Origin of the sequence: Streptomyces sp. PA03-6a (assembly GCF_033792765.1) — a bacterium.
Lineage (GTDB): Bacteria > Actinomycetota > Actinomycetes > Streptomycetales > Streptomycetaceae > Actinacidiphila.
Map to the genome: position 1 here is coordinate 1 of NZ_JARAVK010000091.1, position 24765 is coordinate 24765.

Here is a 24765-nt window from a genome sequence, read left to right on the forward strand (position 1 = left end):
GTTAGGGGGGTTTAAGGGACCGGTTCCCCCCCCCACGGTCCCCCTCGGGGGTCCCGGTCCCGCCGCCCGCCCCGGAGCGCCGGCGCCGCACCGGCGTACGGGCGCTGGTGGCCGTGGCGCTGGCCGCCGCCCTCGCCGGCGGCGGGTTCTACGCCGCCGAGCACTTCGGCAGCTCCGGCGGCGCGCAGGGCGACGCGGCGCGGCCGAGCCATTCGGCGACCTCGTCCTCGTCCTCGCCCTCCTCGCCCTCCTCGCCCTCCTCACCTTCACCGTCCGTGCCGGGCCCGTCGCCCGTGCCGGCCGGCTACCACCTGGCGGAGGAACCGGACCGCGGGTTCTCGGTCCCGGTGCCCGACGGGTGGACCCGCAAGGTCAGCGACGACGGCCAGCAGGTCATCTACATCGACCCGACCGGTCTGGCCGGCATGCGGATCGGCACGCTGGACTACGCGGCGAACGACCCGCTGGCGCACTTCGAGGAAGAGGAACAGCAGACCATCCCCAAGCTGGACGGGTACGAGCGGCTGCGCATGCAGAGCACCCGCTGGCGCGAGCGCCCGGCGGCCATATGGGAGTTCAGCTTCGAGGGCAAGGCCCGCGACTTCCGCGCCATCGACCTGGGCTTCGGGGAGCCCGGTGAACGCGAGTTCGCCGTCTACCTCTCCGCGCCGACGGCTCAATGGGGTGATTTCCGGCCCGTCTTCGACAACGCGGTGGCCGGACTCGTCGTCCACGACTAGCACACGTCGGGGCCGGGGTGGGACCACGGCCCCGAGTCAGGGATGATGGAGGTCTCCATCCCCCGGTCGCCGAAAGCAGGCGATGAGGGAGCTTCATCTTCAGCGACGGCAGAGGGAATTCATGGGCCAGGCGCACGACACCGACCAGCGTCTCATCGCCGACCGCTACCGTCTCGGCGCCGTCCTCGGCAAGGGCGGCATGGGTACCGTCTGGCGGGCCGTCGACGAGACGCTCGGTCGCACGGTCGCCGTGAAGGAGCTGCGCTTCCCGCACAACATCGACGAGGACGAGAAGCGCCGCCTGGTGACCCGCACCCTGCGCGAGGCCAAGGCGACCGCCCGGATCCGCAACACCGGGGCCGTGACGGTCTTCGACGTCGTCGAGGAGGACGGCCGGCCCTGGATCGTCATGGAGCTGGTCGAGGGCCGCTCGCTGTCGGACGCGATCCGCGAGGACGGACCGCTCACGCCCAAGCGGGCCGCCGAGGTCGGGCTGACCGTCCTGGACGTCCTGCGGGCCGCCCACAAGGAGGGCATCCTCCACCGCGACGTGAAGCCGTCCAACGTCCTGATCGCCGACGACGGCCGCGTCGTGCTCAGTGACTTCGGCATCGCCCAGATCGACGGCGACCCGTCGGTCACCTCCACCGGCATGCTCGTCGGCGCTCCCTCGTACATCTCGCCGGAGCGGGCCCGCGGCCAGAAGCCGGGCCCGCCGGCCGACCTGTGGTCGCTGGGCGCCCTGCTGTACGCCTCGATCGAGGGCCGGCCGCCGTACGACAAGGGCTCCGCCATCGCCACGCTCACCGCCGTCATGACCGAGCCGCTGCGCACCCCGCGCAACGCGGGCCCGCTGGCCGACGCGATCCAGGGGCTGCTCAACAAGGACCCCGAGCTGCGGCTGGACGACGCGGGTGTGCGCCCGCTGCTCACCGGCGTCGCCCACGCGCCGGACGTCCCGGTCGCGGAGGCCACGCGCACCATGCCGCTGCCGCCCTCCGACCCGCAGCCGACGCCCACCGACGCGCCGCCGGCCACCCGGGCCGCCGCCGCCGACCAGGCGGCGCTGCGGGCCGCCAAGGCCAAGCCGGATCCCGAGACCGCCCCGGCGACCGCGGTCACCCCGGCGACCGCGTCCGCGCCGGTCGCGCCGGTACCGGTCCCCGCCCCGGCCGCCGCCCCTCGGGTGCCGTTCCTGGCGTCGCTGGACGAGCGCCGCCGCCGCGGACTGCTCTTCGCGGCGATCCTGGTGGCGCTCGCGCTGCTCGGGACCGGCATCGGTGTCTGGGTCGCCCAGGGCGACGACGACGCGGGCTCCAGCAACCCCGCCAAGCCGCCGGCTTCGACCAGCCCCAAGTCCGGTGACGACGGCGTCCAGGACGGCAAGGGCGGCGACGACCAGGGCAAGGGCAGCGACGACTCCGGCAAGGGCGACGACAAGGGGAACGACGACAACTCCGGCAAGGGTTCGGGCAGTTCCTCCTCCGGTTCCTCCGGCGACGGCTCCGGCAGCGGGAAGGACGGCGCCGCCGCCGTCCCGGCCGGCTGGACGACCTACACCGACTCCGAGGGCTTCTCGATAGCGCTGCCGGCCGGCTGGGCCGCGAACAAGGAGCGGGCCGGCAACGGCTGGATCTTCAACGCCCGCCACAGCCCCCGGGTCCAGGTCGACTGGACCCACACCCCGGGCAAGAGCGCGGCGGACGCCTGGCGCCAGAACGAGTCGGGCACCGCGGCCAGGTTCCCCGGTTACCAGCGGGTGTCCATAAAGGACGTGGACTACCGCGGCTACCGCACCGCCGCCGACTGGGAGTTCACCTACACCTCCGGCGGCACCAAGATGCGCGCCGTGAATCGTGGCTTCGTCGTGGACGACGGTCACGGATACGCCATCCTCTTCATCGCGCCGGACGCCGGGTGGAACGGCAAGAAGACCACGGAGATGCGTGAGGCGCTCTACAAGACCTTCAAACCGGCCAAGTGACACCGCTCGAGCACGTATCGTGAGTCATTGCGGACTGTCCGCATCCAGAACGGATCGGATCTGACGCTTTGGGGAGGCGTCGTGGACGACTACGCGGGACGCGTACTGGCCGACCGCTACCGCCTGCCGCGGCCGCCCGCCGACGAGTTCGAACTGGTGGAGACCCGGGCCTGGGACACCTTCAGCAACCAGGAGGTGCTGATACGCCAGGTCCTGCTCCCCGAGGTCGTCAGCGCCGAGCCCGAGCCCCAGCACGGTGACGGCGGGGACACCGCCCGTCGGGCCCTGGAGGCGGCGCGGGCCGCGGCCGCGATACCCGATCACCCTCGGCTGGTGCAGGTCTTCGACATCTTCGTCGAGGACGGCAGCGTGTGGATAGTGAGCGAACTGGTCGCCGCCCGCCCGCTGGCCGCGGTCCTCGCCGACAAGCGGCTCAGCCCCTACCGCGCCGCCGAGGTGGCCTCCGACGTGCTGACCGCGCTGCGCGTGCTGCACACGCAGGGCTGGGTCCACCGCAACGTCACCGGCCGGACCGTGCTGGTCTGCGACGACGGCCGGGCGATGCTCTCGGGCCTGGCCGTGGGCGCCGCCCAGGAGGCGCTGTGCGGGTACAACCCGGTGCCGGTGCCCGCCATGGCCGGGGGCGGTGAGGCGCCCGGCGGCAGCTGGGACGGCCCGCACTCCGCGCTGGAGCTGGAGCGCGCCCGGCAGGCCCGGCTCACCGTGGTCGGCCCGGTCACCGAGCGGTGGGCCCCGGAGCAGGCCACCGAGGTCCACGAGAACTGGCAGCTCGCCCCGCCGGTCGGCCCGGCCGCCGACCTGTGGGCGCTGGGGTCCCTGCTGTTCCGCAGCGTCCAGGGGCATCCGCCGTTCCCGGAGGAGAGCACGGCGGAACTGGTCCAGCTGGTCATCGCCGAGCCGCCCGCGTACGCCGAGGAGTGCGGCCCGCTGCGGCCCGTGGTGGAGTCCCTGCTCCGCCAGGACCCCGAGGAGCGGCCCGACGCGGAGGAGCTGCGCGGCTGGCTGCGCTCGCTCGTCCGGTCCGCGCCCGAGCCGGACGTGGGGCTGAGCACGGTGCCCGTGCCCGCCGACGATCCGCACAAGCTGCCGGTCGTACGGCGCCGCGGTGAACTGGTGCGGCGCCGCAAGGCCGCCGCCGACCCCGTACCCGCCCACCCCGCCCACGGGCGCCACAAGCGCACCAAGGAGCGGCGGCAGGGGACGGCACGCGGCCCGCGCAGCCTCGGGGTCACCCTGGTCGGTCTGGTGCTGCTCCTGATGGTCGCCGCCGTGCTGTACGCGGTGCTCTTCATGCCGCGCGGCGGGGTCGCGGACGACCGGGGCGCGGCCGGCGCCACGCGGACCCTGCCCGCGCAGGTGCCCGGCGGCGACGAGCGGCCGCAGACGACCAAGCCGTCGGGCTCCAAGGCCCCGCGGAGCACGGCCCCCGCCACGAGCGCCCCGCCGCCCACGCGGTCCGCCCCCGCGGACGACGCCGCCACCACGGGCCTCGGCGGCGACTTCCGGCTGCGCACCGACCCGGCAGGCTTCAGCCTCGCCGTCCCCAACGGCTGGCAGCGCACGGGGAAGAACGCCGACGGGCAGGTCCGCTACACCGGCGGCGACTACCAGCTGCTCGTCGTACCCGGCCGCGACTCCGTGGCCGACAAGGGCGGCGACCCGATCGTCTACCAGAACGACGAGCCGGAGCTGGCGGGCTTCCGCGCCTCCGGCTGGTCCTCGGCCTCCGGCCTGCGCCGCCTCGACATGGGCGGGATCACCGCCGCCGAAGGGGAGTTCAGCTGGAGCGACGGCTCCGGGCGGCAGCTGTTCGCGCGCAACCTGGTGATGATCCGCGACGGCAGGTACCACGTCGTCCTGGTCATCGGGCCGGACGGCCGGCGCGCCGACGTCAAGCGGTACTTCGAGAAGGCCGCGGAGACCTACCGCAGCACCACTTGAGTGCGGCGTCCGGACCGGAACCGCGCGGCTGCGGCGCGCGTCGCAGAAGCCGTGGGGGCAGGGGAGTGAGCGGGAGCGGAAGCGTGCTGGCCGGACGGTACCGGCTCGGCGACGTCATCGGCCGCGGCGGCATGGGGCGGGTGTGGGAGGCCCAGGACGTCGTGCTGCGGCGCACCGTCGCCGTCAAGGAGCTGACGCTCGGCGCCCACCTCGCCGAGGACGACCGCGCCGTGCTCCAGGAGCGCATGAAGCAGGAGGCCCGCGCCGCCGCCAGGATCAACCACCCCAACGTGGTGACCGTCCACGACGTCGTGGAACAGGACGGCCGCCCCTGGATCGTCATGGAACTGGTCGACGGCCGTTCCCTGGACGAGGTGGTGCGGCGGGACGGCCCGCTGCCGCCGCGGCGGGCGGCCGCCGTGGCCGCCGCCGTGCTGGAGGCGCTGCGCGCGGCGCACGCCGCGGGGGTGCTCCACCGGGACGTGAAGCCCGCCAACGTGCTGCTCGCCCGCGACGGCCGGGTCCTGCTGACGGACTTCGGCATCGCCGTCGTCGAGGGTGACTCGGCGATCACCCGGACCGGCGAACTCGTCGGCTCCGTCGACTACCTGGCGCCCGAACGGGCCCGCGGCGGCCGTCCCGGGCCGGAGTCCGACCTGTGGTCGCTGGGCGCCACGCTCTACGCGGCGGTAGTCGAGGGACGCTCGCCGTTCCGCCGCACCTCGCCGATCGGCACGCTGCAGGCCGTGGTGTACGAGGACCTGCCCGAACCCCGGGCGGCCGGTCCGCTGCGCCCGGTGATCGCGGCGCTGCTCGCGAAGGAGCCGGCCGCGCGGCCGGAGGCCGGCCGGTTGGCGACCACCCTTGCGGCCATCGCGGCGGGTGGTCCCCGGCGCCGCCGCCCCGGCAGGCGGCGCACCGCCCTCGTGGCGGCCGCGGTCGCGGTGGCGCTGCTCGCGGGCACCGGAGCCGTCCTGGCGGTGGTGAAGGGGCGTGGCGACGGCAGCGGGGTCCCGGCCGGCTACGTGCGGGTCCACGACCCGGCGGGGTTCAGCCTGGCCGTGCCGCGCGGCTGGAAGCGGCAACTGGACGGCGACCAGATCGACTACACGCCCGACGACGGCGCGCACCGGCTGCGCATCGGCGTCGGCCGCGCGGCGCCGGGGCTCAATCCGTACATGCACCTGCTCGAACTGGAGAAGAGCGTCCGGGCGCTGCCCGACTACACCCGGGTGCGGCTGCACCAGAACACCTTCCGGGGCGGCGACGGCTGCCTGTGGGAGTTCAGCTGGACCGACTCCAAGGAGCACCCCGGCCCGCGCCGCGCCGTCGACCAGGCGTACGTCGCGGCAGACGGCAGCGAGTACGCCCTCTACATGGGGGCGCCGGCCGGCGACTGGGCCGCCGCCTCCGCCGGTTTCCAGGTGGCGCTGCAGACCTGGCGGCCGGAGCCGGGGAACTGACGGTGCGGCATCATGGCCCCATGACGGGCGACGGGGGGCGGCTGGTCGCCGGGCGCTACCGGATCACGGGGCGGCTCGGGCGCGGCGGCATGGGCACGGTGTGGCGGGCCGACGACGAACTGCTGGGCCGCCGGGTGGCGGTCAAGGAGCTGCACGCCGAGGGCGAGGAGGACCGCGCCCTGCGGGAGGCCCGCACGGTCGCGCAGATACGGCATCCCCACGTGATCGTCCTGTTCGACGTCGTCGAGGAGGACGGCCGCCCCTGGATCGTCATGGAACTCGTCGACGGCCGCTCGCTGGCCGAAGTCCTCGCCCAGGACGGCCCGTTGGCACCGCGCGAGGCCGCCCGCGTCGGCGCCGCCGTCACCGGCGCGCTGCGGGCGGCGCACGAGCGCGGGGTCCTCCACCGCGACATCAAGCCCGGCAACGTCCTCGTCGAGCACGGCACCGGGCGGGTCGTGCTGACCGACTTCGGCATCGCGCGGGTGGCGGGCGCGACCACGCTGACCAAGGCCGGGGACTTCGTGGGCTCCCCCGAGTACACCGCCCCCGAGCGCATGTCCGGACAGGCCGCCGGTCCCGCCTCCGACCTGTGGTCGGTGGGCGTCCTGCTGTGCGCGGCCGTCGCCGGGCGGTCGCCGTTCCGCCGTGACTCCCTGGGGGAGGTGCTGCACGCCGTCGTCTTCGACGAGATCCGGCCGCCGGAGCGGACCGGGCCGCTGCTGCCGGTGGTCGAGGCGCTGCTGCGCCGCGAGCCCGGGCGGCGCCCGACCGCGGAGGAGACCGAGACCCTGCTCGCCGGCTACGCGGAGACCGGCGTGCCGCCCACCGCGGTGCCCGCGCCTGCGCCCGTCCCGGAGGCGGAGCGGCAGGACGCGCCGCTTCCCCGGGCCCGGCGCAGGCGGGCCCCGCTCGCGGCCGCGCTGGGCGTGGTGGTGCTGGCGGGGGCCGGTGTCGCGGCGGCGTCCCTGCTGCCGGACGGGGGATCGCCGGGGGACGGCGCCTCCCCGGTCCGCACCGTCGCCACGGGCGGCGAGGCCACGCACGCCACCCCGTCCGCCTCGTCCACCCCGTCCGCCCCGGCGCCGTCCGCCCCGGCGCTCCCCGCGGGCTTCCGCACGGTCGACGACCCCGCCGGTTTCTCGCTCGCCCTGCCGGAGGGCTTCCGGCGCTCCCTGGAACCGCCGCGGATCTTCTACTACTCCGCCGGCGAGGAGTTCCGCGTCGGCATCCGCAGCCAGCCGCCGGACGCCCGCGGCCCCGAGGCGGTCATGCGGGCCCAGGACGCCTCGGGCGCTGCGGCGTACCGGGGCTACCGGGACGGCTTCGTCACCCCCACCACGCAGAACGGGCACCCGGCCGCGCTGTGGCAGTTCACCTGGGACGGCTTCACGCCCGGCGAGCCGCGCCGCACCTTCGACCTGTGCTGGGAGGAGGACGGCCGCCAGTACGACCTGTGGGTCTCCTCGCCCCTCCAGCTGGCCGAGCGGGGACGGGACTACTTCGACACCGCCCGCGTCACCTTCCGCACCGGATGAGGTCCCGGCACGGACGGTCCTGGGACGGGTCGCGGCGTTCCTGCCAGCTTTTGCTGGCGTAATTGTGAAAACTGGCTACTGACGGGTATGCACGCGGTGTCACCGCGTCGTACGCTCCCGCCATGACGGACTCTCCTACTGCCGGTAACGGCAATCCGGTCGCCCCCTCCGGCACCAGGACCGCCGCGGACGTGGTGACACCGGACCTCGTGGCGCGGCTGACGCGGGGTGTCGCCGGCAGCGGCCGCACCGTGAACCACACGCCGCTGACCGGCGAGAATCTGGCGGAGCTCCCCGAGTCGACGCCGGAGGACGTGGCGGCGGCCTACGACAGGGCGCGGGAGGCGCAGAAGGCCTGGGCGGCGACGCCGGTGCGCCGCCGCGCCGCGGTGCTGCTGCGCTTCCACGACCTCGTGCTGGCCCGCCAGTCCGAGGTGCTGGACCTGATCCAGCTGGAGACCGGCAAGACACGGCTGCACGCGCACGAGGAGGTGCTCGCGGTCGCCGTCGCCGCGCGGCACTACGGCGTCAAGGCACCGTCGTACCTGAGGCCCAAGCGGCACACCGGCGCCATCCCGGCCCTCACCAAGGTGCGGGAGCTGCGGCACCCGCGCGGTGTCGTCGGCCAGATCGCGCCCTGGAACTACCCCCTGGAACTCTCCATCGGCGACGCGCTGCCCGCCTTCGCCGCCGGCAACGCCGTGGTGATGAAGCCCGACACCGAGACCGCGCTGACCGCCCTGTGGGCGCGTGAGCAGCTGATCGAGGCCGGACTGCCCGCCGACGTCTGGCAGGTCGTCATCGGCGAGGGCCCGGTCGTCGGCCCGGCCGTCGTGGAGCACGCCGACTACGTGTCCTTCACCGGCTCCACCCGTACCGGCCGGGACGTGGCCGCGCGGGCCGCGGCCCGCCTGATCGGCGCCTCCCTCGAACTCGGCGGCAAGAACGCCCTGCTGGTGCTGGAGGACGCCGACCTCGACAAGGCCGCCGAGGGCGCGGTCCGCGCCTGCTTCTCCTCGGCGGGCCAGCTGTGCATCTCCATCGAGCGGCTCTTCGTCCACACCTCCGTCGCCGACGCCTTCCTGGAGCGCTTCACCGCGCGCGCCGGGGCCCTCAAGCTCGGCACCGCCCTCGCCTACGGCGCCGGGATGGGGTCGCTGGCCGGCGAGCGCCAGCTGGAGACCGTCACCCGGCACGTGGAGGAGGCCGTCGCCAAGGGCGCCACCGTCCTCACCGGCGGCAGGGCCCGGCCCGACGTCGGCCCGTACTTCTTCGAGCCGACCGTCCTGGACGGCGTCGAGCCGCCGATGGCCGTGTGCGCGGAGGAGACCTTCGGCCCGGTGGTGTCCGTGTACCGCTTCACCGACGAGGACGAGGCGGTCGAGCGCGCCAACGCGACGCCGTACGGCCTCAACTCCAGCGTCTGGACCAAGGACACCCGCCGCGGCGCCCGCATCGCCGCGCGTCTGCGCAGCGGCACCGTCAACGTCAACGAGGGCTACGCGCCGGCGTACGGCAGCGTGCAGTCCCCGATGGGCGGCATGAAGGACTCCGGGCTCGGCCGCAGGCACGGCTCCGAGGGCATCCTCAAGTACACCGAGGCGCAGACGGTGGCGACGCAGCGCCTGCTGCCGATGGCCCCGTCGCTGGGCATGGACGACGCGGGGTACGCGGCCTTCATGAGCCGCAGCCTCCGGCTGATGAAGGCGCTGAGGCTCCGCTGATGGAGGGGGAGCGGATGTCTTTCGACTACGACGTGATCGTGATCGGGTCCGGCTTCGGCGGATCCGTGTCGGCGCTGCGCCTGACCGAGAAGGGCTACACGGTCGGCGTCCTGGAGGCGGGCCGCCGCTGGACCCGGGAGTCGCTGCCGAAGAACTCCTGGCACATCAAGGACTACCTGTGGGCCCCGGCGCTCGGCCTGTACGGGATCCAGCGCATCCACCTGCTCGACAACGTCATGATCCTGGCGGGCGCGGGGGTCGGCGGCGGTTCGCTCAACTACGCCAACACCCTCTACGTCCCGCCGAAGGCCTTCTTCGAGGACCGCCAGTGGGGCCACATCACCGACTGGCAGGAGGAACTGGCCCCCCACTACGACCAGGCCAAGCGCATGCTCGGGGTGCGGCTCAACCCGACCATGACCCCCTCGGACGTCCACCTGAAGGCGACCGCCGAGCGGATGGGCGTCGGCGACTCCTTCCACATGGCCCCGGTCGGCGTGTTCTTCGGCGACGGCCAGGACGCCTCGGGCGACGCCAAGGCCATGCCCGGCGGCGAGGTGCCCGACCCGTACTTCGGCGGCGCCGGCCCCGCCCGGCGGGCCTGCACGGAGTGCGGGGAGTGCATGACCGGCTGCCGCCACGGCGCCAAGAACACCCTCAACGAGAACTACCTCCACCTCGCCGAGAAGGCGGGCGCCGAGATCCACGCGATGACCACCGTCACCGGGCTGTCGGAGAACGCCGAGGGCGGCTACGACGTCACCGTCGTCCCCACCGACCGCCGGCGCAAGGCGAAGCCGCGCGTGCTGCGTGCCGGGCACGTGGTCGTCGCCGCCGGCACCTACGGCACCCAGACGCTGCTGCACCGCATGCGCGACGCGGGCCGGCTGCCCGGCCTGTCCGCGCGGCTCGGCGAGCTGACCCGCACCAACTCCGAGGCGCTGGTGGGCGCCCAGACCGACAGCCGCCGCTACCGCCGGCGCACCGGCGAGCAGCGGGTGGACTTCACGCGGGGCGTGGCCATCACGTCCTCGATCCACCCCGACGAGAACACCCACATCGAGCCGGTCCGCTACGGCAAGGGCTCCAACTCGATGGGCGGCCTGTCCATCCTGCAGGTCCCGCACGGCACGCGGCTGCCGCGCGGGCTGGCCTACCTGGCGCACTGCGCGCGCCACCCGGTGCTGCTGATGCGGTCGCTGTCCAACCGCCGTTGGTCCGAGCGCACCATCATCGGCCTGGTCATGCAGTCCCTGGACAACTCGCTGACCACCTACCGCAAGCCCAAGGGCCTGGGGAAGGGACTGCTCACCGCCCGGCAGGGGCACGGTGCGCCCAACCCCTCCTTCATCCCCGAGGGCGCCGAGGCCGCGCGCCTGCTGGCGCAGGAGATCAACGGCTTCGCGGGCAGCAACGTCGGCGAGTTGATGGGCACCCCGCTCACCGCCCACTTCCTGGGCGGCTGCGTGATCGGCGAGGACGCCGGGCACGGCGTGATCGACCCGTACCACCGGCTGTTCGGGCACCCGGGCATCCATGTGGTGGACGGTGCCGCGGTCTCCGCCAACCTGGGGGTCAACCCCTCGCTCACCATCACCGCGCAGGCCGAACGCGCCATGTCCCTGTGGCCCAACAAGGGCGACGCCGACCCGCGTCCGGCCCAGGGCGAGGCCTACCGGCGCGTCGCCGCGGTCGACCCCAAGCACCCGGTCGTCCCGGCGGACGCCTTCGGCGCCCTGCGGCTGCCGGTGCTGCCCGTCCCGCCGGTCCCGCCCAAGGCCTGATCCCGCCGGACGCCGAGGGGGCCGCACCCGCCCGGGTCGCGGCCCCCTCGGCCGTGCTCCGTACGGGTCCCGGACCGCGCGCGGGGCGCGATGCGGGGTCCGACTCACTCGATCGAGGGTCGGATACCTGCTCAAGTGCCGCGAAATGAGTAGTGTGTTCCTCGCAGAGCGGCCGGTCCCGGGCGTCCCCGGAACCGACCGCCACTTTGAGTCGTGACCGGGCTGCTGTCCCCTGCTGTCCGGTCACCGGATCACCGGAGCGAGGTCCCACGGCGCGGCCGCATTGCTTCCACTCGCGCGGGCGCGCCTCATCGCTCCGGTGGCACCCCGCCCAGCTGCGTCTGAGCGGTGTCCACGCGTGGTGTTTCGACGTCCTTGCTTCCCTGGCCCGGGGTGACCGCGCCTGGCTGGCACGGACACCGGATTCAACGAAGGCGTCCGTGGGCGGTCACGTGCCGTACGGGTGATGCCCCCCGAACGGGTCACGGAGCCGGTGCCACGCGGGTTTCAGGCCCGTCCGCGGCACAGTTCCAGCAGGGTCATGGCGAGGGTGGTGCCGGGCTTGCCGAGCCGGTCGCTGTAGCGGCGCAGGATGTCCATCTCGCGGGAGAGGTGCACCCGGCGGCCGCCGGACTCGATGCGGGCGCGCTGGATGCCGGCCGAGACCGTCATGCGTTCCCCCACCAGCGCGATGATCCTGGCGTCGAGGTCGTCGATGCGCTCGCGGGCGTCCGCGATGACGGCGGCGGGGTCGGTGGCGGGGTCGGTGGCGGGGCCGTTCGTCCGCTGTGCTGCCGGGGTGCCGCTCATGGGGTTCCTCCTCGGGGGCCGGGCCCCGGGCCGCACGGGACGGGAAACGCCAGGCGCCCCGGGCCGTGTGGCCCGGGGCGCCTGGTGACGTCTGGTTGCGGTTCCTCGCTCAGACAGCACGACCATGGCAGCCGGACCAGCCGGTGCCATAGGTAAACGCGAAGCGCGTGCCGTGGAGCATGCGGCACAGTGTGCGCCCCCGGGCCGGGGAAGTAAAGCCGTGGGCCCCGGTAGAATCGGCAGGGACCCCACGTTCGACACCGCCGGAAGGCCCACCGTGGCATCAGCGACCCCAGCCGCCCCCGACACCGTCCTCGTCGTTGACTTCGGGGCGCAGTACGCCCAGCTCATCGCCCGCCGCGTCCGCGAGGCCCGGGTCTACAGCGAGATCGTGCCGAGCACGATGCCGGTCGAGGAGATGCTGGCCAAGCGGCCCGCGGCGATCATCCTGTCGGGCGGCCCCTCGTCCGTGTACGCCGAGCACGCCCCGCGGCTGGACCGCGCCCTGTTCGAGGCGGGCGTCCCCGTCTTCGGCATGTGCTACGGCTTCCAGTTGATGGCGATCACCCTCGGCGGCACCGTCGACAACACCGGGTCGCGCGAGTACGGCCGTACCCCGCTGCACGTCGGCAAGACCGGCTCCACGCTCTTCGAGGGCACCCCGGCCGAGCAGTCGGTGTGGATGTCGCACGGCGACACCTGCTCCGCCGCCCCGGAGGGCTTCACCGTCTCCGCCTCCACCGACCTGGTGCCGGTGGCCGCGTTCGAGAACGACGAGAAGAAGCTCTACGGCGTCCAGTACCACCCCGAGGTCCTGCACTCCGACCACGGCCAGCAGGTGCTCGAGCACTTCCTCTACCGCGGGGCGGGCATCGCGCCCGACTGGACCACGCACAACGTGGTCGAGGAGCAGGTCGCCGCGATCCGTGCCCAGGTCGGCGACAAGCGCGCCATCTGCGGCCTGTCCGGCGGCGTGGACTCCGCGGTCGCCGCGGCCCTGGTCAACAAGGCCATCGGGGAGAAGCTGACCTGCGTCTACGTGGACCACGGTCTGATGCGCAAGGGGGAGTCCGAGCAGGTCGAGAAGGACTTCGTGGCGGCCACCGGCGTGCAGCTGAAGGTCGTCGACGCGCAGGAGCGCTTCCTCACCGCGCTCGCCGGGGTCTCCGACCCCGAGGAGAAGCGCAAGATCATCGGCCGGGAGTTCATCCGGGTCTTCGAGCAGGCCGCGAGCGAGATCGTCGCCGAGGCCGGCGCCCACGGCGAGTCGGTGGAGTTCCTGGTGCAGGGCACCCTCTACCCGGACGTCGTGGAGTCCGGCGGCGGTACCGGCACCGCCAACATCAAGTCCCACCACAACGTGGGCGGCCTCCCCGAGGACCTGCAGTTCCAGCTCGTCGAGCCGCTGCGCAAGCTGTTCAAGGACGAGGTCCGCATGGTCGGCCAGGAGCTCGGCCTGCCCGAGGAGATCGTCCAGCGCCAGCCCTTCCCGGGGCCGGGCCTGGGCATCCGCATCGTCGGCGAGGTCACCAAGGAGCGCCTGGACCTGCTGCGCGACGCCGACGCGATCGCCCGCGAGGAGCTGACCGCCGCCGGTCTCGACCGCGACATCTGGCAGTGCCCGGTGGTCCTCCTCGCCGACGTCCGCTCGGTGGGCGTGCAGGGCGACGGCCGCACCTACGGTCACCCCATCGTGCTGCGCCCGGTCTCCAGCGAGGACGCCATGACCGCGGACTGGTCGCGGCTGCCGTACGAGGTGCTGGCCCGGATCTCCACCCGGATCACCAACGAGGTGGCCGACGTCAACCGCGTCGTGCTGGACGTCACCAGCAAGCCCCCGGGCACCATCGAGTGGGAGTAGCCCCGTAGAGGCCGCGCGGCCTCTGCGTGGGGCAGGCTTGGGGCGATACCGGGGAAACCTGGTATCGCCCCTGTTCATCCGCGGTACCTCGGGGTAACTTCCGCGCCATGACCGACACCGTGCCGCAGCCCGTACCGCCCGATCGGCTGCATTTCGCCCTCCCGCCCACCTTCGAGGACCCGGCGGAGGAACGCCGCCACCGCAAGGAGCGGCTGGTGGCGGCGCTGCGGGCGTTCGCGGAGCTGGGCTTCGAGGACGGGGTGTCGGGGCACATCACCGTGCGCGATCCGGAGCTGCCGGAGCACTATTGGGTGAACCCCTTCGGGGTGCCGTTCCGGCACCTCACCGTGGGCGAGGTGATCCTGGTCAACCAGTACGGCGCCGTCGTCGAGGGCCGGCACCACGTCAACCAGGCGGCCTTCACCATCCACGCCCACGTGCACACCGCACGGCCCGACGCGACGGCCGTCGTCCACAGCCATTCCACCTACGGCCGGGCACTGGCCGCGCTGGGGGAGCGGCTGGAGCCGATCACCCAGGACGCCTGCGCCTTCTACGAGGACCACGCCCTGTTCGACGCCTACACCGGGGTCGTCGTGGACGAGGCGCAGGCGCGGCGCATCGCGGTGGTCCTGGGGGCGCACAAGGCGGTCGTGCTGCGCAACCACGGGCTCCTGACGGTCGGCGAGACCGTGGACGCGGCGGCGTGGTGGTTCATGACGATGGAGAAGTCCTGCCAGGTGCAGCTGAGCGCGAAGGCGGCGGGCAAGCCGGTGTGGATCGCGCACGAGGACGCGATCGCCACCCGTGAGCAATTGGGACACGATCTGGTCGCCTGGATCAACTACCAGCCCACCTATGAGCGGATAGCCCACGATAATCCAGAGCTTTTTGATTGAACGACGGCCGCTTCGCCTACGTATCTCCTAGGGCGCTCCTGGAGAATCGGTCCGGGAGGGGATCCACGGCGGGTGTGTGCGGAGAGGGCGGACGTCATGAGCGTGACGGGCATAACGGGCATGAGCGGAACGAGAGACACGGATCGGTACCCCAGTCAGGGACCGTGGCGGGACACGGCACGGCGTTACGCCCTGCTGCCGCTGCGCATCTTCCTCGGCGTGACCTTCGTCTACGCCGGCTTCGACAAACTGATGTCCGACAGCTTCTTCACCGACGGCGCCCCGGGCTCGCTCGTCGGCACCCTGAACGCGGTGCGCGACAGCGCCGCGATTCCGGCCATGGTCGACCTGGCCCTGAAGAACCCGCACGGCTTCGGCTACGCGATCGCCTTCGGCGAGATCGCCGTCGGCGTCGGCACGCTGGTCGGCCTGCTCAGCAGGATCGCCGCCCTCGGAGGGGCGCTCATCTCGCTGAGCCTGTGGCTCACCGTCAGCTGGGCCACGCAGCCGTACTACTACGGCAACGACCTGGCCTACCTGATGGCCTGGCTGCCGCTGGTCCTCGCCGGCGCCCCGCTACTGTCCGTCGACGCGATGATCGCCGGACGCCGCGGCCGGGGACGGCGCGGCCTGGCCTGAGCGCCGGGCGCTCCGCCCCCGGAGCATCCGGGAGGTGACCGCGCCGAGCGCCGCGAGCCCCAGACCCGCACAGGTCAGGGGCACCGCGGCGTGCGGGGACAGCGACACCTCGCCGGCGGCGTCGAGCAGGAACACCGCGGCCAGTCCCAGCAGGACCAGGCCGGTCAGGAGCGCCGAGGGCGCGAACCGATGCCGTCTCACGGGAACTGCACCACCTTCACCTGTCCGACGCCCACTTCCACGTCGAGCTCCACCGTGCCCGCGGACTTCCGGCCGTCCACCGGGTCCAAGGTCACCTTCCGGTCCAGCCCGGGCTGGACGTCGATGTCCTTCTCCTTCTCGCCGGGCAACTGCACGTCGCCCACGCCCACCTGGACGTGCATCCGCAGCGTGACGTCCTCCGGGAGCCTGACCACCAGCTGTCCCGCCCCGACCTCGGCCCGCGTCGCGACGGTGCGCCCGCCCGGCTGAAGCTTGGACAGGTCCAGCGTCGCCCGGCCCGTGCCCAGCTCGTACGAGTCCTGCACCGCCGAGAGCGTGGTGGGCGTCCAGGTGCGCTGCTTCCAGTCGGTGCCGACCGACCGCGGCAGCGTCGTGGAGCCCACCAGCAGCGCGGCGGTCAGCAGCACCGTGAAGACGGTGCCGCCGCCGAGCCGCCCCCACCAGGTGCTCACCACGAAGCCCAGGCCGAAGACGGCCAGCGCCGAACCGAGACCGATCTGCACGCCGGTGGCCAGCGGCTGGGACGACCAGGACGCGGCCAGGCCGACCGCGGCCGCCGCCGTCGCCGCGAAGAACACGAGCACGCCCAGCCAGGCGCCCTCGCGCCGCACCGCCCGGCGCCGGTCCCGCCACTCGCGGCGGTCGCGCTCCACGTCCGCGGGACCGTCGTCCGGCCCCCACAGGTAGCCGCCCGGCCCCGGCACCGCGGACGCGTCCTCGACCGAGGTCTCCTTCCACCACGCCGCCGTGGCGGGCTGCGGCGGCGGCTGGGTCGGTGGTGGCGCGACCGGCTGCGCGGGCGCCTCGGTCGCCTGGCGCCGGTGCACCGACCGGTACACGGCACCGGCGAACGCCGCCAGCAGTCCCAGCGAGAAGGCCAGGTTCCCGCCGCTGCCCAGCATCGACAGGAACAGCCCGCAGCCGACCAGCGCGACCAGCACCGCCGTCAGCGCGGTCCCCTCCACCCGGCCGGACAGCAGCCGGTGCGCCTCGCTCTCGGTCTCCCCCTCCAGTGGGACGAGCAGCCACGCCAGGCCGTAGGCCACCAGCCCGAGGCCGCCGGTGAGCGCCAGCACGCCGAGCACGATCCGGAAGACCACCGGGTCGATGTCGAAGTACCGTCCCGCGCCCTCGCAGACGCCGGCGACCACCTTCCGTTCGCGGCAGCGGGCCAGCCGCCGGCCCGGCGGTGCCCCGGCCGCCTCCGTCTCCGTGTGCTGCTCCGTCATGGCTCCATGGTGGCGGGCCGGGACGTGTGCCGGTATCCGGAACGACCCTGAGCCCGCATGGGGGCCAACCCTGATACCCACCGTGCGCGAAACGTGTGACGATCGGGACATGCCAGCCGCCGGACCACCGACCAGCCCACCCAACGGGGCGTCGTACTTCGCGCCGCCGGACCCGGCCGGATCCCCGGTCCGCAAGCTCTACCGCAGCTCCGAGGGCCGGATGATCGGCGGCGTCGCCCGGGGGCTGGCCGGGCACCTCGGACTGCCCGTGGCCTGGGTGCGCGTCGTCTTCGTCGTCCTGGCCACCATCCAGGGCCTGGGCATCCTGCTGTACGCGGTCTTCTGGTTCGTGGTGCCGCTCGGCGTCGGCGGGGTGGTCGAGGCCAAGGAGCCGCGCGACGCCCGCTCCTGGCTCGCCGGACGCAGGCCCGACCGGGGCCAGATCGTCGCGCTCATCGCGCTCGCCATCGGCCTCGGCATCCTGCTGGACAACCTCAACCTCGGCAGGGCCAACGCCTACGTCTGGCCGCTGCTGCTGATCGGGCTCGGCGTCGCCCTGGTGTGGCGGCAGGCCGACAACGCCCGCCGGGCCCGCTGGGCCGAGCTGAGCCGCCGCAGGAGGCTGCTGCCGTTCGCGCGCGGCGCCGCGGGGGTGATCCTCGTCGGCGTGGGCGTGACCGGCTTCCTCGTCGTGCAGGGCTCGGTCAGCCACCTGGGCACCATCCTCCAGGCCGCGCTCGCCGTCCTGGTCGGCGTGGCGCTGATCGCCGGACCGTACCTCGTGCGCATGACCCAGGACCTGTCGGCCGAGCGGCTCGCCCGCATCCGCGCGCAGGAGCGGGCCGAGGTCGCCGCACACGTCCACGACTCCGTGCTGCACACCCTGACCCTCATCCAGCGGCACGCCGAGGACCCGCGCGAGGTCGCCCGGCTGGCCCGCGCGCAGGAACGGGAGCTGCGGGCCTGGCTCTACCGGCCCGAGGGCAACGGCAAGGAGGACGAGCCGGCCACGCTCGCCGAGGCGGTGCGCCGTGCCGCGGCCGAGGTGGAGGACGCGCACGGCGTCCCCGTCGAAGTGGTGTGCGTGGGCGACTGCCCGCTCGACGAACGCCTGGTGGCGCAGATGCAGGCGGCCCGCGAGGCCATGGTCAACGCCGCCAAGTACGGTGGGGACGAGCCCGTGCAGGTGTACGCGGAGGTCGAGGAGAGCAGGGTCTTCGTGTCGGTCCGCGACCGCGGACCAGGCTTCGACCTCGACGACGTACCGTCGGACAGGATGGGCGTCCGGGAGTCCATCATCGGCCGGATGCGGCGCAACGGCGGCGAGGCGCGGCTGCGCTCCGCGCCGGGCGGGGGGACGGAAGTGGAGCTGGAGATGGACAGGGCCCAGGGACCAGGGAGATCGTCATGAGCACGGAACGACGCGTGAGGGTCGTCCTCGTCGACGACCACCGGATGTTCCGCACCGGGGTGCAGGCCGAGATCGGCGAGACCGAGCGGACCGGGGTCGACGTGGTCGGCGAGGCCGCCGACGTGGACCAGGCGGTGTCCGTCATCACCGCGACGCGGCCCGACGTCGTCCTGCTCGACGTCCACCTGCCGGGCGGCGGCGGGGTCGAGGTCCTCAAGCGCTGCGCGGGTCTCATGGTCGGCGCCGAACACCCCGTGCGCTTCCTGGCGTTGTCGGTCTCCGACGCCGCGGAGGACGTCATCGGGGTGATCCGCGGCGGTGCCCGCGGCTACGTCACCAAGACCATCACCGGCCCCGACCTGGTCAGTTCGGTCTTCCGGGTCGCCGACGGCGACGCCGTCTTCTCACCCCGGCTGGCCGGCTTCGTCCTGGACGCCTTCGCCTCCACCGACGCCCCGCCGGTCGACGAGGACCTGGACCGGCTGACCCAGCGTGAGCGAGAGGTGCTGCGGCTGATCGCGCGCGGCTACGCGTACAAGGAAGTCGCCAAGCAGCTCTACATCTCGGTGAAGACGGTCGAGTCGCACGTCTCGGCGGTGCTGCGCAAGCTGCAGCTCAGCAACCGGCACGAACTCACCCGCTGGGCGACCGCGCGCCGGCTGGTCTGAGGTCCCGCGGCGCGGGCGTCACGCCGGACGCGTGGCGCCCGCGAAGGGCATCTGGTCGACCGGGGCGAGTTTGACGACGTCACCGGTGCGGGGGGCGTGGATCATCATGCCGTTGCCCACGTAGAGGCCGACGTGGCTGATCCCCGAGTAGAAGAACACCAGGTCGCCGGGCTCCAGTTGGGAGCGGGAGATCCGGGTGCCCGCGTTGATCTGGGTGTACGTCGTGCGCGGCAGGGAGACCCCGGCCGACCGCCACGCGGCCTGCGTGAAGCCGGAGCAGTCGTACGCCGAGGGCCCGGTGGCGCCCCAGACGTAGGGCAGGCCGAGGGAGTCGTAGGCGAAGGAGACGGCGCGGGCGGCGCGTGCGTTGGGGGCGGCCGCGGGCGCCAGCCCGGCGCGGGAGCCGGTGGCGCCGCGGCCGGCGCGGGCCGGGTCGGCGGAACCGTGGCCCCCGGAGGACAGCACCTCGGCGCGCTGGGCGGCGGTGAGACGGCCGAGCAGCTGCCGCGCGGAGGCCAGGCGCTGCTCCACGGTGCGCTTGTGGCGGGCGAGTTCGGCGCGGGTGCCGCGCAGTTCCGCCAGTTCGCCCTCGGTCTCGGTGCGCAGCTGCTCGATGCCCCGCCGCTGGGCCGACAGGGCGCGCAGCGCGGCGTTCTGGCGGCTGCTCATCCGGTCCAGCATCCCGGCGCGCTCCAGGTAGTCGCCGGGGGAGGAGGCGAGGGCCAGCTGCACGGCGGGGTCGATGCCGCCGTTGCGGTACTGGGCGGTGGCGAGGGAGCCGAGGCCGTCGCGGGTGACGTTGAGCCGCTCGGTCCTGCGGGCGAGTTCGTCCTGGAGGCGCTCGATCCGCCCGGTGGCCGTGTCCGCCTTCTCCTTCGCTCCGTTGTACCGCTCGGTGGCCTGCTCGGCCTCCTCGTACAGCCGGTCCACCCGGGCCCTGGCCTCGTCCGTGGTCAGCCGGGGTTCGGCGTGCCCGGCCTCCCCGAACACCGTCACGGAGGCCGCGCCCGCCAGGGCGAGACCGGCTGCGGTGCGCGCGGTCGTGCCTGCCAGGCCGCGTTCCCTGGGCCTTCTGTGCGACGCCACGCGCCGTCACTCCTTCCGGCTGTCCGTACGCCCCCCTGCGGTCCGGCGGCGGGCGGACGGGGAGCCGTCCACCGCCGGACCTTCGGCGGGGGCGGCCGTGCCGGGGACGGGGTCCTCGCGGCAGTGGGGATCGGCCACCTGGGGCAGGACGCTAAACCTGGACGTCGTGAGCGGGCTCCGGACTGTGCGGGACTGGTCCGATTCGGCCGCGGACTGCCCGCGGATGACCGCTGTTCGACGGGTGACCTGGTCACTTGCGGTCCGGCCGTGACCGATATGACGGAAGAGGGCGACCTCGGTGCCGAGTGCTGGTATGAGCCTGACTAGGGTCCTGAGCCATGGACGTACTCATCAACCTGATCGTCGGCCTGCACATCATCGGCATCGCCGCGCTGCTGGGCGGCTTCCTCACCCAGATGAAGGCCATGGGCCGCGGCGAGGCCCGGTTCGTGCCGGGCATGCTGCACGGCGCGCTGACCATGCTGGTCACGGGCGTGCTGCTGGTCGGCCTCAACCAGGCCGACGACCAGCCGGTCAACAACGTCAAGATCGGCGTGAAGCTCGCGGTCCTGGTGGTGATCCTCGGCCTGGTGTACGTCAAGCGGGACGAGGAGAAGGTGCCGGCGGCGGCCTTCGGCACCGTGGGTGCGCTGACCACCGCCAACATCTTCATCGCGGTGCTGTGGACCTGAGCCCGGCCGGGGCGACGGGCCGGGCGGGGGCTCAGGCCATCCGGGCGTAGCCGTAGATCGGCATCTCCGTGATCGGGGCGATCTTCACCACGGTCCCGGTGTGGGGGGCGTGGATCATCTGGCCGCCGCCGATGTAGAGGCCGACGTGGGTGACGTCGGAGTAGAAGAAGACCAGGTCGCCGGGTTGCAGCTGGTCGGCGGTGACGCGGCTGCCGAAGTCGACCTGGTCGTAGGTGACGCGGGGGATCGAGACGCCTGCGGCGCCCCAGGCGGCCTGGGTCAGCCCCGAGCAGTCGTAGGAGTTGGGGCCGGTGGCGCCGTACACGTACGGCTTGCCCAGCTGGGCGCGCGCGAACTCGATCGCCTTGGCCGCCTTGGCGGCGTAGGTGCCGGACACCGGGGCCGTCGAGCCGGACTCCCCGGCCGCCTGCTGCGCGGCCTTCTCCTTGGCGGCGATCTCCGCGGCCTTCGCGGCGGCCTCCTCCTGCCGCTTCTTCTCCAGCGCCGCCAGCCGTGCCTTCTCCTGGGCGGTGAGGCTGTTCAGCAGCTTCTGCGCCGCGGCGAGCTTCTGCTTGACCGTGGTCTTCTCCGCGTTCAGCCGCCGCTGCGCGTCCGTCAGCTTCTGCAGGCTCTCGACGGCCTCGGCGCGCTTGGCCGTCGTCTCGGCCTGCTCGGAGCGGAAGGTCTCCAGCGCGTGCTCCTGGCGGTCGGACAAGCGGTCCATCAGGTGCGCCTGGTCCAGGAACTGCTGCGGGTCGGAGGTGAGCAGGAAGCTCGTCGTCCCGTCCAGACCGCCGCCCCGGTACTGCGCCGCGGCGTACTCGCCGATGGTGCGGCGGGCGGAGTTGAGCGTCTCGGTCCTGCGGGCCACCTGGTCCAGCAGCGCGTCGGCGCGCTCCCGCTGCTGCTCGGTCTGCTCCTTGGCGCCGTTGTAGCGCTCGGTGGCGGCCTCGGCCTGGTGGTGGAGCTTGTCGACCTGGGCCTTGACCTCGGTGATGGAGGGCTTGTCGGGTGAGGCGGGCGCCGCGCTCGCGCTCTCGCCGAAGAGGGTGACGGTCGCCAGTGCGGCGGTCGTGAGCCCCACCGCGGCCCGGGGGCCGGGGACGGTCAGCGCGCGCGGGCGCGGCTTGCGGTGCGTCGCCAAGTCAGGCGGCTCCTTCCGTGGACCGCCTACCGGGTTAGCTGTCGGGTTCGGGCTTCGGAAGGCCGCCCTACGGGCCGTGCGGGCGCGCTGCGCTCGTACGGACCGATTCACCCCAAGGTCGTGGGTCCCCGGCTCCGGCGGTCGCCGGACTCAGCGGAGGCGGCCCGTGACGGCACGGTCGCCGCCGCATGGAGCGGACCGCCTGATGCGGCACGGTAGTCAACTGCGGGGGTCCGTGGGAACCCTGGTGTTCGAATTGTCCGCAATCATTTCGTGACCTTCACCATGCGGGGCCGCCACGGGCGGCGACGGGCGGCGACGGGCCGTGCCGCGGAGGGCGCGGACGCCGGTCGGGCTCGGGCGCGGGCTGGGGCAAGCGGCGCACCGCTGTCCGTCCCACGGCCTAGACTCGGGAGGCGATGAGCAGCCTCTTTGACGACAGCTTCCTGGCCGGCCTCGAACCGAGGGAGGAGGAGCCCCCGCCGCCTCCCGAGGACGAGCCCGACACGGCTCCCGACGACCTCTTCGAGGGGCGCTTCGACGCGCCCGTCGACCGGGACGCGTACTACCGGGACGGCGCCCCCCGCCCGGTCGTCGACCCGTCCGCGCTGCTGGAGGGGCTCAACGAGCAGCAGCGTGCCGCTGTCGAGCACACCGGCTCCCCGCTGCTCATCGTCGCCGGCGCCGGCTCGGGCAAGACCCGGGTGCTCACCCACCGCATCGCGTACCTGCTGGGTGCCCGCAAGGTGCACCCCGGCCAGATCCTGGCGATCACCTTCACCAACAAGGCCGCCGGGGAGATGAAGGAGCGCGTCGAGCAGCTGGTCGGCCCGCGCGCCAACGTGATGTGGGTCTCCACCTTCCACAGCGCGTGCGTCCGCATCCTGCGCCGGGAGTCCAAGAGGCTCGGCTTCACCTCCAGCTTCTCGATCTACGACGCGGCCGACTCCAAGCGGCTGATGGCCCTGGTCTGCCGCGACCTGGACCTGGACCCCAAGCAGTTCCCGCCGAAGTCCTTCAGCGCCAAGGTCTCCAACCTCAAGAACGAGCTCATCGACGAGGAGACCTTCGCCGACCAGGCCGAGAACCCCTTCGAGAAGAAGCTCGCCGAGGCCTACGCGATGTACCAGTCGCGGCTGCGCGAGGCCAACGCGCTCGACTTCGACGACATCATCATGACCACGGTCAACCTGCTCCAGGCCTTCCCGGACGTCGCCGAGCACTACCGGCGCCGGTTCCGGCACGTCCTGGTCGACGAGTACCAGGACACCAACCACGCCCAGTACACCCTGGTGCGCGAGCTGGTCGGGACCGGCGACGCGGAGGAGGGCGGCGAGGGGCCCGCCGAGCTGTGCGTGGTCGGTGACGCCGACCAGAGCATCTACGCCTTCCGCGGCGCCACGATCCGCAACATCCTCCAGTTCGAGGAGGACTACCCGCAGGCCCGCACGATCCTGCTGGAGCAGAACTACCGCTCCACCCAGAACATCCTGACCGCCGCCAACGCCGTCATCGAGCGCAACGCCTCCCGCCGCCCCAAGAATCTGTGGACGGAGGCCGGCCAGGGCCCGGTCATCACCGGCTACGTCGCCGACCAGGAGCACGACGAGGCGCAGTTCATCGCCGACGAGATCGACCGGCTCACCGACGCCGGCGACGCCCGCCCCGGCGAGGTCGCGGTCTTCTACCGCACCAACGCGCAGTCCCGTGTCTTCGAAGAGGTCTTCATCCGCGTCGGACTGCCCTACAAGGTCGTCGGCGGTGTCCGCTTCTACGAGCGCAAGGAGGTCCGGGACGTCCTGGCCTACCTGCGCGTGCTCGCCAACCCCGAGGACACCGTCCCGCTGCGCCGCATCCTCAACGTGCCCAAGCGCGGCATCGGGGAGCGCGCCGAGGCCATGGTCGACGCCCTGGCCTCGCGCGAGCGGATCTCCTTCGCCGCCGCGCTGCGCCGGGTCGACGAGGCCTTCGGCATGGCGTCGCGCTCGGTCAACGCCGTCAAGCGCTTCAACGAGCTCCTGGAGGAGCTGCGCACCGTCGTCGACTCCGGCGCCGGCCCCGCCACCGTCCTGGAGGCCGTGCTGGAGCGCACGGGCTACCTGGCCGAGCTCCAGGCCTCCACCGACCCGCAGGACGAGACCCGCATCGAGAACCTCCAGGAACTCGCGGCGGTGGCACTGGAGTTCGAGCAGGAGCGCACCGAGGAGGAGCCCGGCACGCTCGCGGAGTTCCTGGAGCGGGTCGCGCTGGTCGCCGACTCCGACCAGATCCCGGACGACGACGAGGGCGGCGGCGTCATAACGCTGATGACCCTGCACACCGCCAAGGGACTGGAGTTCCCGGTGGTCTTCCTGACCGGCATGGAGGACGGGGTCTTCCCGCACATGCGCGCGCTCGGCCAGACCAAGGAGCTGGAGGAGGAGCGGCGGCTCGCCTACGTCGGCATCACGCGGGCGCGGCAGCGGCTGTACGTGACGCGGTCGACCATGCGCAGCGCCTGGGGCCAGCCCTCGTACAACCCGCCCTCGCGCTTCCTGGAGGAGATCCCGGAGCCGCTCATCGAGTGGAAGCGCACGGGCGCCTCCGCGGCACCCTCCGCCTCGGTGTCGGCGGCGGCCTCGATGCTGTCGCGTTCCCCGTCGAAGAGCGGGCCCTCCGGATTCGCGACGCGGCGCACCCAGGACCGCCCGGTCATCTCGCTGGCGGTCGGTGACCGGGTCACGCACGACACGTTCGGGCTGGGCACCGTCGTCGCGGTCGACGGCAGCGGGGAGAAGGCCAAGGCCACCATCGACTTCGGCGACGAGCGGCCGAAGGTGCTGCTGCTGCGGTACGCGCCGGTGGAGAAGCTCTAGCCGGTTTCAGGAGCGGTCCTCGCCCGCGCCTCGTTCGGGCGGCCCGGTTCCGGC

The 24765-nt window shown here is 73.2% G+C and carries 19 protein-coding genes and 1 riboswitch; of the genes, 14 read left to right on the plus strand and 5 right to left on the minus strand.

Translation table 11 applies throughout. From position 1 onward, the window contains the following. Positions 1-113 precede the first annotated feature (113 nt). From PV350_RS22050 to PV350_RS22080, 7 genes are all read left to right on the plus strand, one after another. Positions 114-740, plus strand: a complete 627-nt coding sequence (locus PV350_RS22050; RefSeq protein WP_500335554.1) for a serine/threonine kinase C-terminal domain-containing protein — start codon at positions 114-116, stop codon at positions 738-740. A gap of 121 nt (positions 741-861) precedes the next feature. Further along, positions 862-2724, plus strand: coding sequence for a serine/threonine-protein kinase (locus PV350_RS22055; RefSeq protein WP_499513489.1), 1863 nt, complete (start codon positions 862-864; stop codon positions 2722-2724). Between the two features lie 81 nt (positions 2725-2805). Next, positions 2806-4686 (plus strand): serine/threonine protein kinase, encoded by a 1881-nt coding sequence (locus PV350_RS22060; protein WP_500335556.1) that lies wholly within the window; start codon positions 2806-2808, stop codon positions 4684-4686. 83 nt (positions 4687-4769) lie between these two features. Beyond that, on the plus strand, positions 4770-6149 hold the full coding sequence (locus PV350_RS22065; protein WP_500335557.1) for a serine/threonine-protein kinase: 1380 nt from the start codon (positions 4770-4772) through the stop codon (positions 6147-6149). Positions 6150-6169: 20 nt separating this feature from the next. After that, positions 6170-7687, plus strand: a complete 1518-nt coding sequence (locus PV350_RS22070) for a serine/threonine-protein kinase (protein WP_499513492.1) — start codon at positions 6170-6172, stop codon at positions 7685-7687. Positions 7688-7809: 122 nt separating this feature from the next. Further along, positions 7810-9411, plus strand: coding sequence for a succinic semialdehyde dehydrogenase (locus PV350_RS22075; protein ID WP_500335558.1), 1602 nt, complete (start codon positions 7810-7812; stop codon positions 9409-9411). Between the two features lie 14 nt (positions 9412-9425). Then, on the plus strand, positions 9426-11195 hold the full coding sequence (locus tag PV350_RS22080) for a GMC oxidoreductase (RefSeq protein ID WP_500335559.1): 1770 nt from the start codon (positions 9426-9428) through the stop codon (positions 11193-11195). A 507-nt stretch (positions 11196-11702) separates the two neighbouring features. Here PV350_RS22080 and PV350_RS22085 read toward each other — a convergent pair. Beyond that, positions 11703-12005, minus strand: a complete 303-nt coding sequence (locus PV350_RS22085; protein ID WP_500335561.1) for a chorismate mutase — start codon at positions 12003-12005, stop codon at positions 11703-11705. A gap of 277 nt (positions 12006-12282) precedes the next feature. Here PV350_RS22085 and guaA point away from each other — a divergent pair, with 277 nt between their 5' ends. From guaA to PV350_RS22100, 3 genes are all read left to right on the plus strand, one after another. Beyond that, entirely contained in the window at positions 12283-13866 is a 1584-nt protein-coding gene (gene guaA / locus PV350_RS22090) for a glutamine-hydrolyzing GMP synthase (RefSeq protein ID WP_499513496.1), read from the plus strand. 107 nt (positions 13867-13973) lie between these two features. Continuing rightward, entirely contained in the window at positions 13974-14765 is a 792-nt protein-coding gene (locus PV350_RS22095) for a class II aldolase/adducin family protein (protein WP_499513497.1), read from the plus strand. Between the two features lie 120 nt (positions 14766-14885). Further along, positions 14886-15404 carry a DoxX family protein gene (locus tag PV350_RS22100; RefSeq protein ID WP_499513498.1) on the plus strand — a complete coding sequence of 173 codons (519 nt, stop codon included), beginning with the start codon at positions 14886-14888 and terminating at the stop codon, positions 15402-15404. Here the strand turns inward: PV350_RS22100 and PV350_RS22105 are convergent. Next, positions 15342-15605 (minus strand): hypothetical protein, encoded by a 264-nt coding sequence (locus tag PV350_RS22105; protein WP_499513499.1) that lies wholly within the window; start codon positions 15603-15605, stop codon positions 15342-15344. The two genes, PV350_RS22100 and PV350_RS22105, sit on opposite strands and share 63 nt — an antisense overlap. Next, positions 15602-16855: a PspC domain-containing protein gene (locus PV350_RS22110; RefSeq protein WP_500335563.1), complete on the minus strand. Its 1254-nt coding sequence runs from the start codon at positions 16853-16855 to the stop codon at positions 15602-15604. The genes PV350_RS22105 and PV350_RS22110 overlap by 4 nt, the downstream gene beginning before the upstream one ends. Positions 16856-16964: 109 nt before the next feature. Between PV350_RS22110 and PV350_RS22115 the strand changes: the two genes are divergently transcribed. Both PV350_RS22115 and PV350_RS22120 read left to right on the plus strand, forming a co-directional pair. Continuing rightward, entirely contained in the window at positions 16965-18266 is a 1302-nt protein-coding gene (locus PV350_RS22115) for a PspC domain-containing protein (RefSeq protein ID WP_499513501.1), read from the plus strand. After that, positions 18263-18934 (plus strand): LuxR C-terminal-related transcriptional regulator, encoded by a 672-nt coding sequence (locus PV350_RS22120; protein ID WP_499513502.1) that lies wholly within the window; start codon positions 18263-18265, stop codon positions 18932-18934. Before PV350_RS22115 ends, PV350_RS22120 begins: the two co-directional genes overlap by 4 nt. 18 nt (positions 18935-18952) lie before the next feature. On the opposite strand, the gene PV350_RS22125 is transcribed toward PV350_RS22120, so the two are convergent. Continuing rightward, positions 18953-20020: a C40 family peptidase gene (locus PV350_RS22125; RefSeq protein WP_499513503.1), complete on the minus strand. Its 1068-nt coding sequence runs from the start codon at positions 20018-20020 to the stop codon at positions 18953-18955. A gap of 338 nt (positions 20021-20358) precedes the next feature. Between PV350_RS22125 and PV350_RS22130 the strand changes: the two genes are divergently transcribed. Next, positions 20359-20712, plus strand: a complete 354-nt coding sequence (locus PV350_RS22130) for a hypothetical protein (protein WP_499513504.1) — start codon at positions 20359-20361, stop codon at positions 20710-20712. Positions 20713-20743: 31 nt separating this feature from the next. Here the strand turns inward: PV350_RS22130 and PV350_RS22135 are convergent, their stop codons facing one another. Beyond that, the gene (locus PV350_RS22135; RefSeq protein ID WP_499513505.1) at positions 20744-21856 is read right to left on the minus strand and encodes a C40 family peptidase; all 1113 of its coding nucleotides are present in this window, start codon (positions 21854-21856) and stop codon (positions 20744-20746) included. Positions 21857-21864: 8 nt separating this feature from the next. Beyond that, positions 21865-22022, minus strand: a riboswitch (cyclic di-AMP (ydaO/yuaA leader). A 253-nt stretch (positions 22023-22275) separates the two neighbouring features. Here PV350_RS22135 and pcrA point away from each other — a divergent pair. Beyond that, positions 22276-24711 (plus strand): DNA helicase PcrA, encoded by a 2436-nt coding sequence (pcrA, locus tag PV350_RS22140; protein ID WP_500335566.1) that lies wholly within the window; start codon positions 22276-22278, stop codon positions 24709-24711. Positions 24712-24765 lie beyond the last annotated feature (54 nt).